Here is a 15,182-nt window from a genome sequence, read left to right on the forward strand (position 1 = left end):
CGATGATGACAGTGCGGCGCATGACGGCAATTCTGCTGGCGGCAATCGGGCTGTGGAGTGTGAATGCCGCGAGGGCGGAAGAGGTGCACCTGGATTTCGATACCGGCATGGTTTCGCGCTTCGAGCCGCGCAATTTGAACGGTTCTTCCTATGGCCGGGTGGAACTGCAGACCAACCGCTTCTGCGAAGGGATCAACGGCGGCCGGGCGCTGGATCTGTCGAGCCGGGCGGCAGTCCGGATTCCGCTGCTGCTGGAAAATGCGGTGAATTACGACGAAAGTTTCAGCGTGGCGCTCTATGTCAAAACCTTGCCGGAGGCGGCGCAGGGAACGGCGATCGCCGGCAACTGCCGTTATGAGGAGGCGGCCGGAACTCCCGGCTGGCTGATTTATGCGCAGGAAAACGGCGCCTGGGCGGTTCGATTTTCCGACGGCCGGAAAACCTATTTTTACCGGCCGACCGCCCGGCAGGCGATCAACGACGGCCGGTTTCATCAGTTGGCTTTCAGCGTCGATTATGCCAACGAATGTGTGCGGTTTTACCGGGACGGCGTTTGCCGGGCGATTTACCGCACCCCCGACCTGGGCAGCCTGGCGGCCGGCCGGACGGTGATCGGCGGTTCGGCCGATCAGGAATATTTCGGCCAGGAATACGCCTTCAACGGGATGCTCGATGAAGTGCGGTTGTGTCAGCAGCCGTTGACCGACGCGGCGATGCGCATCGAATTCGAAACCTGTTTCCCGGACCGGGCGGCGGCGGAACCGCGCAACCGGACCGGCCGGCTGCGGCTCTTGGAGTGGAACATCTGGAGCGCCGGCAAAAATTTCGGCCGCAAGGTCGGCCTTGAGCGGACCATTGAAATTCTCCGGGCCGCCGACCCGGACATCGTCGGTTTGGTCGAGACCTACGGGCACGGCGCCGAACTGGCCGACGCATTGGATTGCCAATTGTATCTGATCGGCGATAATTTGTCGATTCTGAGCCGTTATCCGATCGAGCAGGTGATCCGGATTTACGATCCGGTGTTGTCCGGCGGTGCGATCATCCGGCTGGACGACAAGCGCAAAATTGCCGTTTTCGATCTCTGGCTGCACTATCTGCCGGATTATCTGGGCAGTATCACCGGGGGCGAGAAAAAGACGGCGGCGGAGCTGATCCGGGACGAGGAGCCGACCCGCCATGCCGAGATCAAGCAGATCCTGGCCGAGCTGGAACCGTTCCTCGCCGGCGCCGACACGGTACCGGTGATCATGATGGGGGATTTCAACGGCGGTTCGCATCTGGATTGGACGACGGACAATACCGCGCCGCATCAGGGATACGCGGTGGAATGGCCGGTCAGCAAAACGATGCAGCAGCATGAACTGGTCGATTCCTATCGGCTGCTGAATCCGAACATTCACACTTCGCCGGGCGCGACCTGGTCGCCGTGGATGATTCCCGGCCGCTATGACGTCGATCGCCAGACTTTGCCGGACCGGGTCGATTACATCTATTTCAAGGGCGCGTTGCTGCGGCCGCTGCATTCGCAGGTCATCGACTATCACCCGGTGATGTTTCCGTCGGACCACGCCGCATTGCTGACCGATTTCGCCTGGGTGGAAACGGCGGAGCCGGAAGGAGGCGCGCAGTGAAACGGCGGCGGTTCTGGATTCTGGTCGCCGGCGTTCTGCTGCTGGCCGGCTGCGCTTCCGGCCGGCCGGAAACCGGACAGCCGTTTCTGACGGCCGGTTATTATTACGGGGCGCCGGATACCCTGAAGGAACTGCCGCCCTCGGCGGTCGATTACGGTTCCTACCGGCTGATTTATCACGCCTTCCTGCTGGCGGACCGGGAGGGCCGGCTGCTGGAACAGCCGGACTGGGGAATGCCGTCGGCGGAGCTGGTGCGTCTGGCGCATCGGCACGGCTGCCGGATCATCGTTTCGCTCGGCGGTGGCGGGTACGACGTGTTCCCGGCAATTGCCGCCACTGACGAAGGGCGGCGGCAATTCGTTCAACGGGTGGTGGAGTTTGTCCGGATTCACGGTTACGACGGCGTCGACCTCGACTGGGAACCGCCGCCGGTTGACCCGGCGACCGGCGAACACTGGTCCGCGCTGATTCGGCAGTTCCGCCGGGCGCTGGACGACCTGGGGCGGACGCAGTCGCGCCGTTATTATTTGACGACTGCGCTGCCGCCGGGCGAATGGGCGGTCCGCCGGCTCGATTACCGGACGATGCGGGAATGCCTCGATTATCTCAACTTGATGTGTTATGATTACAACTGCGATCTGGCCGGTTATCAGGCGCCGCTGCTGCCGGACCCGGCCGACCCGACCGGTTCCGATTTGCGGAACGGACTGCGATTTATCACCGAAACGGTCGGCATGCCGAAGGAAAAACTGTTGATCGGCATACCGTTCTACGGCCACCGTTTTTCCGACAGTGAAAAATACCGGAAATACCGTCCGGAAAATCACCGCATCGCGGGATTCAATCAGTTGTCGGCGGAGTGGAGCGACGGTTGGCGGCTTGAACGGGAACCGACATCCGGCGCGGCCTGGCATTACAGTCCGGACCGCCGGATTTTCACCGTCTGCGACGATGCCGAAACGGTGAAACACAAGACGGCCTGGGCGAAAGCGCAGGGCTATGGCGGCGTTTTCTGCTGGGCGATGGCCCATACGGCGATGCCGGACGGCAGCCAGCCGCTGGCCGAAGCGATGCGCCGGGCGGCAGAGGAATAGAAAGTATGGTTCGATAGCCGCGAAGCACGGCAGAACTGATTGGATTGTGATCCCGGCCGGCGGTGGCCTTTTTCGTCACCCGGAAACCGTCGCCGGGATTTTTGTTTTTTGGAAAGGCGGCGGGCGGCTGCCGGCGGTTGCGGGATTGCGATTTGCAAAGATGGCGTTATGTTATGGGAAAGAAGGTTTGCCGAGTGAAAAATTGATCAGAAGTGGGGGGAGGCGCTTGCCAAATGTTTCTCGATGAAAATTATCTGTTGGAAAATGAGCCGGCCAAAAAACTTTACACCCAGATCGCCAGATTGCCGATCCTCGATCCGCACAACCATGTCGATGTGCGCGCCATCGCCGGGGACCGCCCTTTCGCCGATTTGTGGGAACTGCTGGGGGCTACCGACCATTATGTCTGGGAAGTGATGCGCAAACGCGGCATTCCGGAGGAGTTGATCACCGGCAAAGCGGCGCCGGCGGATAAATTTTCGGCGTTGGCGCGAATTTTTCCGGAATTGGCCGGCAATCCGGTTTACGAATGGATTCACCTGGATTTGCGTTTTCTCGGCATTTCCGATCTGTTGAATGCCGACAATGCCGCCAGGATCTGGCGGGACGGCAGCCGCCTGCTGCAGCAGAAAACCCCGCTGGAACTGCTGCGCGCCAGCAACGTCGAAGTGATGTGTTCGACCGACGATCCGGCTGATACGCTGGAATTTCACGAAGCGGTCAATCACCGGGCCGGCTGGACGCTGGTCCGGCCGACCTGGCGGCCGGACAAAGCGATGAAGCTGCATTCGCCGGGCTGGCGTGCTTACCTGGAGCAGCTGGCGGCCCGTTTCGGTCGGCCGATCGGGTCGCTGCGGCAGTTGCTGGATGCTTTGAAACTGTCGCACGACTATTTTGCCGCCCGGGGGTGCCGGGCCAGCGACCACGGGCTGGAAGTGATGGCCGGCGCGCAGTGCGATTGGCGGATTGCCGAGCGGGCCTTTGCAAAAGCGGAAACGGCGACGCCGGAAGAAGCGGCGCATTTCGCCGGCGTTCTGTTGATGGCCTTCGGCGAATGGAATGTGGCGGCGGATTGGGTGACGCAACTGCATCTCGGGCCGGTCCGCGATGTCCGCGCCGGATTGTTCGAGCGGTTGGGACCGGACGCCGGCGGCGATATTTCCAGCCTGCATCAGGATCAGTTGCCGGGGTTGCTGGCTTTCCTGAACCGTTACGATGACCGCTTGAAGGTGGTGCTGTATTGCCTCGATCCGATGCAGCAGCCGACGTTGGCGGCGGTATCGCGGGCGTTCGGCGGCAAGGTGCGCCTGGGGGCTGCCTGGTGGCTGAACGATACGCCGATCGGCATGAAGCGCCAGCTGGAATACATCGGCAGTGTCGATCTGCTGATGAATTTCGGCGGCATGGTCTCCGATTCCCGCAAGATATCGAGTTATCAATCCCGTTTCGAAATGTTCCGTCGGGTCCTGTCCAGTCAAATCGGCGCGTTGATTCAACATGGCCAGATCCCGGAAAAAGTCGGTTCGGCGCTGGCCGGCAAAATGGCTTATGAAGAGGTCAAGGTTTTCTGGAAACTGGGCTGACACGGGCCGGTAAACGGGAAAGGCGGTTGCCGGGCGGCAGCAAAAAGAACGACGGCCCGGCAGAGTCGATCCCGTTGATGGTGATGTCGAATCAAACCCGGTGCGCGTCAAGCCGGCGGCATCGCCGCCGCCCGGCGCCGCAATTTTTCATTCAGCGTCTGCAGGTTGCACATTCTGGAACATCTGGTTTTGCCCAACCGGATTATGACGGCGGTCGACAGGAAATTCAGAAGTTTCTTGGTGGCGGTGCCCGCCTTCATCCGGGTCGAGCCGGCGACCAGTTCGGCGCCGGAGCGCAGCGCGAGCACCGCATCGCAGGCCAGGCGCGGGCTCGGCGACTCCTGAATCATGACGGTGTAACAGCCGCAGGAGCGGGCGTACGCCAGCCCGGAGCGGACGTAAAAGGCACTGCCGCTGGCGGAAATGCCGATGACGACATCCTGCGGCGTCAGCTTGAGCAGCAGCAGTTCCGGGATGCTCGAGGCGTCTTCCTCGCCGTCGCTTTCGATCGTCAGCGCCGCATCGTCGTTGCCGCCGGCGATCAGCGCCGCCACCCGGGATTCGGGGACGCCGTAAGTGCACGGCAATTCCACCGCGTCCAGCGCCGCCAGCCGGCCGCTGGTGCCGGCGCCGAGGTAGATCAGCCGGCCGCCGTCGCGCCACCTGGCCGTCACCTGCCGCACGGCCTGCGCCATCGCCGGCAGCGTCGAACGCAATTCGGCGTCCGCCCCGGTTTCGGCCTCGAACAGCAGGGTGCACAATTCCTCTTCAGCCAGATCGCCGAGTTCGAGGTTGGCGAACAACGGCTGTTCGGTGGCCATTTCGCCGGCCGGCGGCAGCGCGGCGTCCGGCAGTTGCGCGGCGCCGGCGGCGAGCAGTCCGGCGCCGAGCAGTTGCAGCGAATTGCCTTGCGGGGCGACTTTGAGCCGGACCGGCTGACGCAGTTCCGGCGCCGGCGGGTCTAGCCGGCTTTGCAGCGCCGCGGCCAGATTGAAGTCAACTTCGGCGGCGGCGGCGGTCAACCCGCCGGCCAGGATGACCGTATCCAACTGGTACAGAATGGCGGCGGTGGTGACGATGCCGGCCAGCGTATCCAGATAGTCATCCAGGGCCGGCGGCCGAAGCCGGAACAGTTCCGCCGGATTGCCGTCGGACGCCAGGGCGGCCAACCGGGTGGCGCTGGCCAGTTGGTCGAAACTGCCGGCCGGCGTCCGGATGCTGCCGAGCAGCGTCAATTCGCGTCCCGGCCGGCAGCGGTGTCCTTTTTTGAGCACGGCGCAGCCCAGGCCGGTACCGATGGCCAGCAGCGCGTTATTGCCGTCCGGTTCGGTCAGGTTGCAATGAACCGCACCGATCAGCGCCGCATCGGCGTCGTTGATGAGGACGACCGGCAATCGGAATTCCCACTCCAGCGTTTCGCGCCACTGCGGATCACGCAAAGCGGCGAGGTGGTCGGCGGTGCGGGCAAGGCGTTTGCCGGCATAATCGACGATGCCGGCGGTGGAAATGCCGATGGCCGCCACTTCCCGGTTCCGGCAGTCCAATTGCGCGAACGCCGTCCGGATGGCCGACAGCATGTTGTCCGGGCCGGCGGCGCCGGCCAGTTGACTCGGCAGGCGCAGAATGTGTGGCGTGGCCGCTTCGGCCAGTTGCTCCTGGGAATAGAGGACCGCTTTCAAGTAACTTCCGCCCAGATCGAGCGCCAGAAAATGTTTCAATTTCAAACTCCTGTGGATTTTAGATCGTTCCGGCTGCCGTTCCCGCTATCAGATCCGCTTGCCGGCGGAATAAAGCTGCCGGAATCTGGCCGGCGACAGACCGTATTGTTTTTTGAACAGATGATAAAAACGGCTGAGGCTTTGAAAACGGAGCCGTTCGGCGATGACGACGATGTCGTCACGGGTATCGGTCAGCCAGCGGGCCGCCTGGGCGATGCGCAGCTCATTGATGAAATCGGTCGGCGTTTTTTCCAGATAGCGGCGGAAACTCTTGCAGAGGTGTTCCGGCGTCCGGCAGGCCAGCCGCTGCATCCGGCCCAGTCCGGCGATGAAATTTTCCGGCTTGCGCATTTTGGCGCAGAGTTCCTCGAGCCAGTCCGGCACCTGCGCCTCGGAAAGGCGGTTGGCCTCGTCGAGGAAATAGTGCGTCATCAGCTCGGCCAGCAGGATTTTCAGTTTGACCTTGCGCAACTGCGGCAGCGCGTAATGGGAATTGATGCGCAGCAGATTGCCGTACAGCTCGGCGGTGGCCGCCGCGTCCAGCCGAAACGTCGGCGGCAGCACCGGCGCGGTCAACTGCTGCAGAAAAGCGTCATTTTCCAGATAGCGGCTCAGGGTCAGAAAGAGTTCCAGCCGGAAATCCAGCAGTACGAATTCGCATTTCTCCGCCTGGCCGGCCGGTTCGAAATAGTGCAGGTCGTTCGGCCGGATGAAGAGCAGGTGGCCGGTTTGCAGGAATTGGCGTTCGGCGTTGACCCGGTGGACCAGCGCGCCGTCGGTCACCAGCAGAATTTCGGCGAAATCATGGGTGTGCGGCGAAGTGCCGCTATGCGGCAGTACGTGGAAATTCAGATCGCCGCCGGTCCGGATGGATTCCGGTTTCCGGCTGTCGCTCCAGGTGATTTCGTGGCAGGATATCCGCGCTTCCAGCGTCGGGTCGAGCCAGTCCGCACTCTCCTGGAGGACGGCGGAGATCATACATGGGCCCCCTGCAGCGGGCTGTTCGGACAGCGGTTTTGCAGTTTGCAGTAATGGCAAGGGCAGAAATCGGCATCGGCTGCCTGAAAATAGACGCCGGCCCGGCTTTTGTTCGGCAGCATGTAGAGATTGTCGGTCAATTCGATGGCGAGAAATTGCCGCATCGGCTCCGGCATCGCCCGGAAGAGATCCCGCAGGCCGCTCAACGGCCAGATGCCTTCGTCGGTCGGTTCGATCGCCTTCAGATTGTCCACGGCCGGCAGCCGGTGGCGCAGCTCTTCGGAAACCTGGCGCAGCGCCTCGAATTTCAGGACGTCGAGCCAGTAATCGCGCAGCACGTCATCGCCGTCGCGGTGCAGTTTGTCCAACCGGTTGCCGCAACTGGCGGCAAATAGATACAGCGTATCGCCGGCGCACTGCCTGGCCAGCAGCGGTGAAACGAATACGGCGCCGGGCACGCTCAGACTTTGATGGCGGCGTTCGAGAATCGGCAGCGGCAGAAATGCCGCCCGCGGATCGGCGGCGGCGCCGGCCTGCTCCAGCAGTTTGGCAAATTCTTCATATTCCGGCAGATCGGCGGTCAGCTTCAATTGCTCCGACAGCGTCGGCAGGTCGTAGCGGACGGTAAACCCGTCCAAATAGTGTATGGCGTTCATCGAAATCTTTCTCCGGTTGATTTTCGCATTAATATAGGGAACTGCCGCCGAATTTTCTTGCTCTATATTATCATTTGCTTGCCGATGGTTGTCTTTGTCGTCATAAAGATAAAATAGAGCAAAAAAAAGCAAAAAACAAGGAAGATGGTTCGAGTTTTTCGACTTATAATGAGAGGCGACAATCGAAACGTGGTGTAAAGTAAATCAATCCGGTTCATGTAATCACGAAGGAGAGGTAACGATATGGGGCAATTGACCGGGGTGGAACGCATTTCCGGGATTCTGAGCGGCAAACCGGTGGATCGCATCGGTTTTTGCGAACATTTCTGGAATGATACGCTGCGGCAATGGCGGCGGGACGGCAAACTCGGCCCTTCCGAGGAGTTGCCCGGCCATTTCGGCTACGACCTCGAGGAGGCCTGGGTGTTCGACTTGCGGCTGCGCCGTGGCTTTCAGGATGTCGTCATCGCCGAGGACGAGGAGACGGTGACGCTGGAGGACGGCAATTTCGCCTGGCTTCGCCGTCATAAGAATCACGATACGACGCCGGAACATATCAAATTCGCCGTCGCCTGCCGCGAAGACTGGGAGACGCTGGCCAAGCCGCGCTTACAGGCGGCGCCGGAGCGCATCAATCTGGCCGCTTACCGTGATTTGAAAGCGGCGGCGGCGGCGGCGAACCGCTTTTTCTGCTGGTCCGGCGTCAATGTGTTCGAATCGATCCATCCGATCTGCGGCCATGAAAACCTGTTGATGGGAATGGGGCTGGATCCGGAGTGGATCGCCGACATGGCCGATACTTATGCCGAGCTCTGGATTCAACTGATGGAAATCCTGCTGGCCGAAGGCGGCAAACCGGACGGCGTCTGGTTCTACGAGGACATGGGATTCAAGGAGCGGCCGTTCATGTCGCCGGCGATGTACCGGGAACTGATTTTTCCGGCCCACCGGCGGACGATCGATTTTGCCCACGCCAACGGCTTGCCGGTGATCATGCACTCCTGCGGTTTTGTCGAACCGCTGCTGCCGGGCATGATCGAGGCGGGCATCGATTGCCTGCAGGCGATCGAAGTGAAGGCCGGGATGGATGTCCTGCGCATTCATCGCGAATTCGGCGACCGCATCGCGCTGTGCGGCGGCCTGGACACCCGCAACCTGGTGGCCAACGACTGGCCGGCGATCGACCGGGAGCTGGAGGAAAAAATTCCGGTGCTGAAAGGCGGAAAGGGTTATATCCTGCACTCCGATCATTCGATTCCGGAGACCTGCAGTTATGATACTTACCGGCATTTCGCCGAAAAAGGGCTGGCGCTGGGGCGGTATGGGAAGTAAAGTGTAAGAGGAATGTTCCGGAATAAGAATCAAACGGTAAATTGATAGTTGGGAGAATCAAAAAAATGACTGATTTTGAGGCGTTGAAAAATGCGGTGATGAGCGGTAAGCGCAACGAGGTGACCGCCCTGGTCCAAAGCGCGATTGATGCCGGCGAGGATTTGAACAACGTGCTGGACCTCGGCATGATTCCGGCGATGCGGGAGATCGGCGACAAATTTTCCCGCAACGAAGCCTATGTGCCGGAGCTGCTGATCGCCGCCCGGGCGATGCAGGCCGGGTTGGCGCTGATTGAGCCGTTGTTGGCCAACACCGGCCGCAAACCGCTCGGCAAAGTCGCCATCGGCACGGTCAAAGGCGATTTGCACGACATCGGCAAGAACCTGGTGGCGATCATGCTGAAGGGCGCCGGCTATGAGGTGATCGATCTGGGGGTCAATTGCGATACCGCCAAATACGAGAGCGCGGTGGCCCAGGGCGCTCAGGTGATCGGCTGCAGTTCGCTGCTGACGACGACGATGCCGTATATGAAAGAGGTGGTCGAGCATTTCAAGGGAAAGAAGGTCAAAGTGATCATCGGCGGCGCGCCGGTGACCCAGCAGTATGCCGATGAGATCGGCGCCGACGGTTACAGTTCCGATGCCAACGGCGCGGTGAAGCTGGTCGACCGGCTGCTGGCCTGTTGAACTCCGGTCGGAGTAACGCTCTGAGATGAATCTGACGGTTGCAAGCCCGGCCGGACCGCGGTTGATTGCCGCTGCGGCGGGGGAAGAGTTGGCGGCGGTTCTGCGGCGGGCGGGACTGGGGTTGGATACCCGTTGCGGCGGGTTGGGAACCTGCGGCCGCTGCCGGGTCCGGCTGGTTGCCGGTTGTTGCTCGGTCGACGGCCGGGAAGTTGCCGCACCGGCCTGGGTCAACGCCTGTCGCGCCAGGCTGCTCGGCGGCGATGCTGGAATTGTCGTGCCGGCGGAAAGTTTCCTGCCGGCGACCGGTCAGATTGCATTTGATCTTGCCATTTTGCCGCAAAGAACCGAAACGGTATTGGCGATCGATCTGGGGACGACGACGGTGGCGGCGGCGCTGATCGCCGATGGACAGTTGTTGGCATCCGGCGGCGCTTTCAATTTGCAGAACCGGTATGGCGACAATATCGCCAGCCGGATTAGCGGTGCCGCCGCCGCGCTGCCGCAGTTGCGGCAGGCGGCGATCGACACGGTGCGCGGCATTCTCGGATCGTTTCCAAAGGAGGCGCTGGCACGGGTGTCCCGGGTGGCGCTGGCCGGCAATACGGTGATGAGCTGTTTGTGGCACGGCATTGATCCGGCGCCGATCGGGGTGCTGCCGTTCACGCCGCCGCTGCGGGTTTTTCCGGAAACGACGGCGGAAATGCTCGGACTGACGGTGCCGCTGCTGACCGTCCCGGCGATCTCCGGATATGTCGGCGGCGATTTGGCCGGCGGCGTCGGCATCGTCGGGCTCCGGCCGGGGGAATTGCTGGTCGATATCGGTACCAATTGTGAAATTGTCCTGGCCGGCGCGGAACGGATGTGGTGCGCGGCGGCGGCGGCCGGCCCGGCCTTTGAAGGCGCCGGGGTGCGTTGCGGCAGCCGGGCGGTGCCGGGTGCGATCGAACATCTGTGGTTGGAAGGAGGCAAGCCGGTCTTTTCGACGGTCGGCGGTTTGCCGCCGGCGGGTATTTGCGGTTCGGCTTTCATTGACTTTCTGGCGGCGGGAAGGGCGGGCGGACTGCTGACGGAATTCGGCCGGCTGACGGAATTCGAATCGGACGGCAATTGTCGCTTTTACCGGCTGGCCGGGGAGGTGGTGATTACCGAAGCGGATATCGAACAGTTGTTGAAAGCCAAAGCGGCGGTGTACGCTGGTATCGGTTCGCTGCTGAAGCATGCCGGCCTGGAGCTTGCGGCGGTGAAACGGATTTATCTGGCCGGCGGATTTGCCCGCTATCTGAATCTGGACGCGGCGGTGGCGGTCGGCATGCTGCCGGCTTTGCCGCAGGGAGAATATCGCGTCGTCGGCAATACGGCGTTGACGGCGGCCGCCAGGCTGGCGGCGGAGCCGGAATGGCTGGAAGAGTTGGAGCGGCTGATCGATTTGCCGCAGGAGGTGCCGCTGAACAGCATTGCCTCCTTTGAATCTGATTATATTGATGCTCTATTATTGATGTGACGTCAGCGGTGAATCCGGTGAAAGGCCGGAGCTGTCGCGCAACCGTGTGAAGCGGCTCAATGCCGTCTCAAGCCGGGACCCGGGACGTCAGTGGAAAGGCGGGCGAAAGAACGGTCGACCGCCGGAAGTGCGCGCAACACAAAGGTTTATCATGAAGCGTTTTTCTTTTACCCTCATTGAATTGCTGGTGGTGATCGGCATCATCGCTGTCCTGTCCGGCATGCTGCTGCCGGCGCTGTCCCGGGCCAAAGCCCGGGCGCAGGCGATCCGTTGCGTCAGCAATTTGAAGCAGATCGGTCTGGCGCTGGCGCTTTATGCCGGCGACAGCGACGACTATTTCGTCCTGTGCGCCAACGGCGACAATTCGCAACTCTGGTGCGGCCGCAGCGACAACGGCGTCTATCGGCCGGAAGGCGGCCTGATGGGATATCTCGGCGAAAGCGACGGCCTCCGGCGCTGTCCGGTTCTGGGCGCTTTGGCCGCCGGCTACAATACCGGCAGCGGCGGTTACGGCTACAATGTGCAATATCTCGGCCCGATGAATTATTCGATATACCCGTTTGCCTCCGCCCAGGCGAAAGTTTCCCGGGTGCGCAAGCCGGCCGAGACGGTGGCTTTCGCCGATTCCGCCGATTTCACCGCCTCCGGCGCTCAGGTCGAAACCTATCAGATCAACGGGCCGCAGGCGCCGTACGTGTCGCCGAACATCCACTTCCGCCATCGAAACAAGACCAACGTCAATTGGGTGGACGGGCATGTCTCGGCGGAAGCGATCGTCTTTTCCAAACCGCATTATACCGGTTTTTCCGCCACGGAGTGCCTGAACGTCTACCGGATCGGCTGGTGGGGCAGCGATACCAACGAACTGTTCGACCTGGACTGACGATCGCTCCGGCCTTTCATCGGCGGTATCAGCAAGGTGCCCGGAAGGGCACCATCGGCAGTCCGGCGCCGTTATAACAATTCGCCTCCCGGGCGTTTTCGCTCCAGGCATAGCGCACCCGGCAGGGCCGGTTGCCGTCCGGAAACGACAGCAATACCCGGTTGCCGGCGATCCGGGCGGCGGCTTGCCGGAATGTTCCGTCGGCTCCGGCCAATTCAAATCCGGCCGGTTCGCCGCGGGCGAAAAGGCCGGCGGCATGACTGAAAAGCAGTTCCACGGCATTCTCCGTCAAGTGAACTTCGGCCAGGGTCGGGCCTTCCCCTTCCACCGGGCAACCGTAGGTATCGGCCAGTGCCCGCAGCGCCAGCCGTTCCCCGATAGTCCGCTTATCCAGCGGGTGAATGTCGGTTTCATCGCCGGTATCCACCGCGCTGGCATAACCGGTGCCGGTGGCCTCCGCGGCCTGAATCTGCGCTTCCCGGATCAAAGGCCAGGCCGGATTGCCGGTGCGGCGGAAGGAGGCCAGCAATACCTGGTAAAAGGCCAGATGAGGGTTGCCCCAGGCCCGCCGCCAATCCCCGATCAGGTCGGTCATCAAACGCGCATATAATTCCGGGTGTTCCTCGTTGGATTCGCCCTGATACCAGATCACGCCCCGCATCGCGCAGGGCAGCAGCGGATGGATCATGCTGTCGTAAAGGATGGAGTAGCTGTTCGGACAGCCGGTTCCCACAAGGTTCCGCCGGGGGCCGCCCAGATTGAGTTCGGTCCGGTAGCGCCACGCGCCGGCCAGCGGAATCGCCGGTTCCGGCGACTCGGCGCAATAGAGTTTCATCTCCGAAGCTGGACCGACCAGACCGCCGCCGAACAGGAAGGAATAAGCGCGTACCGCGATGACCGCCCGGCCCGGCCTGACCAGCTCCGGCGCGACCGGATAATGACGCGGCACGTTCCAATGGCCGGTTTCCAAGCCGGTCCCGGTGGCGCCTACTTCAACTCCGTTGAAATAAGTGACATCGTGCTTGTCCACCGCGCCGGGAGCCAGAATCAGGCGGCGGCCCGCCCAGGCGGCCGGAATTTCCACCTCGCGGCGGAACCATACCACGCCGGAAAAGTCCATATCCTTCTGGGTTTGCCAGCAATCCGGCACTTTCATCTCCGGCCAGTCCCGGTCATCGCAATCCGTTGCCGCCCAGCCGGCGGCCACGCCCCGGTTCGGCGGGTATGTCGGAACCTGGCTCGAAACCAGCCGGGCCATCCGGTCCTCCGGGGAAAGCGTCGCGAATTCCGGTGAGTCGACTCCGGCTTTTTCGACGATTTCCCGATAAGCGGGACTTGAAACGAACAATTCATATTCGGTCACTTTGGCAGCGGTGTCGGGATTGGCCAGCAGGGTTTCCCGGCTGATCCAGGCTTCGGCAATGGTTCCGCCCCAGTTGGATGCCACGATTCCCACCGGGATTTTCAGTTCGCGGGAAAGCCGTGACGCGAAATACGCTCCCGCCGCACTCCAGCGCAACAGCGTTTCCCGATTTTCCGGACGCGTCCACCGGGCCCGCACCCGGGTTGTCCGGCTGAGTTCGGCTACCCGCGGCAGCGTGATCATACGTACCGGCGCGCCGAATTCAATGGCTTCCGCTTCCGGGATCGGCGTCTGGAAACCGCCCAGCGGCATCTCCATATTCGATTGACCGCCGGCCAGCCAGACTTCACCGATGTAAAGGTCCTGCAATTCGATGCGTTCCCGGCCCTGCTTCACTTCCAGCTTCCACGGGCCGCCGGCCGGTTGCGGCGCCAGACGGATCAGAAACTTGCCGTCGTCGCCGGTCCGGCCGAATCCGACCGCCCGGCCTTCTCCGAGGTTTGCTTCAACTGTCGTGCCGGGCGCCGCCCAGCCCCAGATTGCGATCGGCATTTCCCGCTGCAACACCGCGTGATCGGAAAACAGTCCGGATAATTCCAACATATAATACCGCCTCCCATGATAAATTTCCACTTCGATGTCGAGAAAAACTCAATTTTTTACGAGCTTGAATTGAGTAAAATTCTCAAACATCCAATTGTTTTTTAATGTTCTATACACGATATCGAGGAATTTGCGAGCCAAGGCGATATTGGCTTTCGCACCTCCCCGCCGACTTTTTACCGATTCATGAAAGGCATTGAGATACGGGCTGTAGCGTTTGGCGATCAAAGCGCATTGCACCAAAGCGGTTCTGGCGATCTTGCTGCCGCTCTTCGTGATTCTTCCGTGGCAAACCGTGTCATTTGAATTGCTCACTCTGGGGACGATTCCGATATAAGCGGCCAACTGCTTTGCCGATCGGAAATCAGCGATATTGCCGATGGTTGCCAACAGGATCGCCGCACCTTTCGAGCCGATTCCCTTGATGGATTTCAGGTTGTCGAAGCCGTCCATCTTGCTGCCGTGATCCTCAATCGCCTTATCCAGTTTTTCAATGCTTTTGTTCAGACTGCGAATCTGTTCGACAACCACCAGCATTTCCGTGTCGGTGATCGGGTCGAAGTGATAACTCAATGCTTTCAAAAGCCCTTTCTCCGTGGACAGTTCTTCCCGTTTCAGCACGATGAAGTTAGCTGCTAACAGATTGTTGACTTTGTTTTTCAATACGGTACGCAACTGAACCAGTTTTTCCCTGGTCTGCGTCAGACTTGAAATTTTCGCCTGCAAATCGTCTTTCACTCTTACCTCCGGAAGCATATCCTTTTCCAGGAACTCCGCCAACACTTTTGCGTCATGTTTGTCCGTCTTTTTGGTGGACATGCTGATGACTTTGAACTGTGATGGATTCACCACCACCAGTCGCCCGACATGAGCTTTCAGCGAGCTGCAAAACATGAACGTATTTCCGGTCGCCTCCACCGCCATCGCCGTGTTCGGACCGAGCATTGCGGCAAAGCCCTTCAGTTCGGTAATCTCACACTTGCCGATTTTCCGTTCTTCCCCATTTACCCGGATGCAATAAGTAAAATTGTTCCGGTGCAAATCCACTCCAACAAAACTTGTCATCATTCTCTGCCTCCATTCGTTTTTCACGAATCGAAGCGGAACTGCTGTCACGGCCTCACCATCCTCCCATACAGAGTAGTCGATTA

Annotated in this window: 12 protein-coding genes and 1 riboswitch; of the genes, 7 read left to right on the plus strand and 5 right to left on the minus strand. The window is 60.8% G+C overall.

Annotation, left to right across the window (positions count from 1 at the left end; genetic code table 11):
- Positions 1–2 precede the first annotated feature (2 nt).
- The 3 genes from HWX74_RS14270 (at position 3) to uxaC (ending at position 4,311) form a co-directional block, all read left to right on the plus strand.
- The gene (locus HWX74_RS14270) at positions 3–1,634 is read left to right on the plus strand and encodes an endonuclease/exonuclease/phosphatase family protein (RefSeq protein WP_176014175.1); all 1,632 of its coding nucleotides are present in this window, start codon (positions 3–5) and stop codon (positions 1,632–1,634) included.
- Positions 1,631–2,728, plus strand: coding sequence for a glycoside hydrolase family 18 protein (locus tag HWX74_RS14275; protein WP_176014176.1), 1,098 nt, complete (start codon positions 1,631–1,633; stop codon positions 2,726–2,728). The genes HWX74_RS14270 and HWX74_RS14275 overlap by 4 nt, the downstream gene beginning before the upstream one ends.
- Positions 2,729–2,961: 233 nt before the next feature.
- A complete protein-coding gene (uxaC, locus tag HWX74_RS14280) occupies positions 2,962–4,311 on the plus strand; it encodes a glucuronate isomerase (protein ID WP_176014177.1) in 1,350 nt (449 codons plus the stop codon).
- Between the two features lie 107 nt (positions 4,312–4,418).
- Here the strand turns inward: uxaC and HWX74_RS14285 are convergent, their stop codons facing one another.
- The 3 genes from HWX74_RS14285 to HWX74_RS14295 are packed head-to-tail and all read right to left on the minus strand — an operon-like array spanning position 4,419 to position 7,663.
- Entirely contained in the window at positions 4,419–6,029 is a 1,611-nt protein-coding gene (locus HWX74_RS14285) for an N-acetylmuramic acid 6-phosphate etherase (RefSeq protein ID WP_176014178.1), read from the minus strand.
- A 48-nt stretch (positions 6,030–6,077) separates the two neighbouring features.
- Complete coding sequence (locus HWX74_RS14290; RefSeq protein WP_176014179.1) at positions 6,078–7,007, minus strand: AraC family transcriptional regulator; 930 nt, start codon at positions 7,005–7,007, stop codon at positions 6,078–6,080.
- On the minus strand, positions 7,004–7,663 hold the full coding sequence (locus HWX74_RS14295; protein WP_176014180.1) for a hypothetical protein: 660 nt from the start codon (positions 7,661–7,663) through the stop codon (positions 7,004–7,006). Before HWX74_RS14295 ends, HWX74_RS14290 begins: the two co-directional genes overlap by 4 nt.
- A gap of 243 nt (positions 7,664–7,906) precedes the next feature.
- Between HWX74_RS14295 and HWX74_RS14300 the strand changes: the two genes are divergently transcribed.
- The 4 genes from HWX74_RS14300 to HWX74_RS14315 all read left to right on the plus strand — a co-directional run bounded on the left by HWX74_RS14300 (position 7,907) and on the right by HWX74_RS14315 (position 12,065).
- Positions 7,907–8,995, plus strand: coding sequence for a uroporphyrinogen decarboxylase family protein (locus HWX74_RS14300; RefSeq protein ID WP_176014181.1), 1,089 nt, complete (start codon positions 7,907–7,909; stop codon positions 8,993–8,995).
- Positions 8,996–9,060: 65 nt separating this feature from the next.
- Entirely contained in the window at positions 9,061–9,681 is a 621-nt protein-coding gene (locus HWX74_RS14305) for a B12-binding domain-containing protein (RefSeq protein WP_176014182.1), read from the plus strand.
- A 25-nt stretch (positions 9,682–9,706) separates the two neighbouring features.
- Positions 9,707–11,182, plus strand: coding sequence for an ASKHA domain-containing protein (locus tag HWX74_RS14310; RefSeq protein WP_176014183.1), 1,476 nt, complete (start codon positions 9,707–9,709; stop codon positions 11,180–11,182).
- Positions 11,144–11,289: riboswitch (cobalamin riboswitch) on the plus strand. It overlaps the preceding gene by 39 nt.
- Before the next feature lie 44 nt (positions 11,290–11,333).
- A complete protein-coding gene (locus tag HWX74_RS14315) occupies positions 11,334–12,065 on the plus strand; it encodes a type II secretion system protein (RefSeq protein WP_176014184.1) in 732 nt (243 codons plus the stop codon).
- A gap of 28 nt (positions 12,066–12,093) precedes the next feature.
- Here HWX74_RS14315 and HWX74_RS14320 read toward each other — a convergent pair whose 3' ends face one another.
- Positions 12,094–14,031, minus strand: coding sequence for a sialate O-acetylesterase (locus HWX74_RS14320; RefSeq protein WP_176014185.1), 1,938 nt, complete (start codon positions 14,029–14,031; stop codon positions 12,094–12,096).
- Positions 14,032–14,079: 48 nt separating this feature from the next.
- Positions 14,080–15,096, minus strand: a complete 1,017-nt coding sequence (locus HWX74_RS14325) for an IS110 family transposase (protein ID WP_176014518.1) — start codon at positions 15,094–15,096, stop codon at positions 14,080–14,082.
- Positions 15,097–15,182: the final 86 nt, after the last annotated feature.

The organism is Victivallis sp. Marseille-Q1083 (assembly GCF_903645315.1).
Classification (GTDB): Bacteria; Verrucomicrobiota; Lentisphaeria; order Victivallales; family Victivallaceae; genus UMGS1518.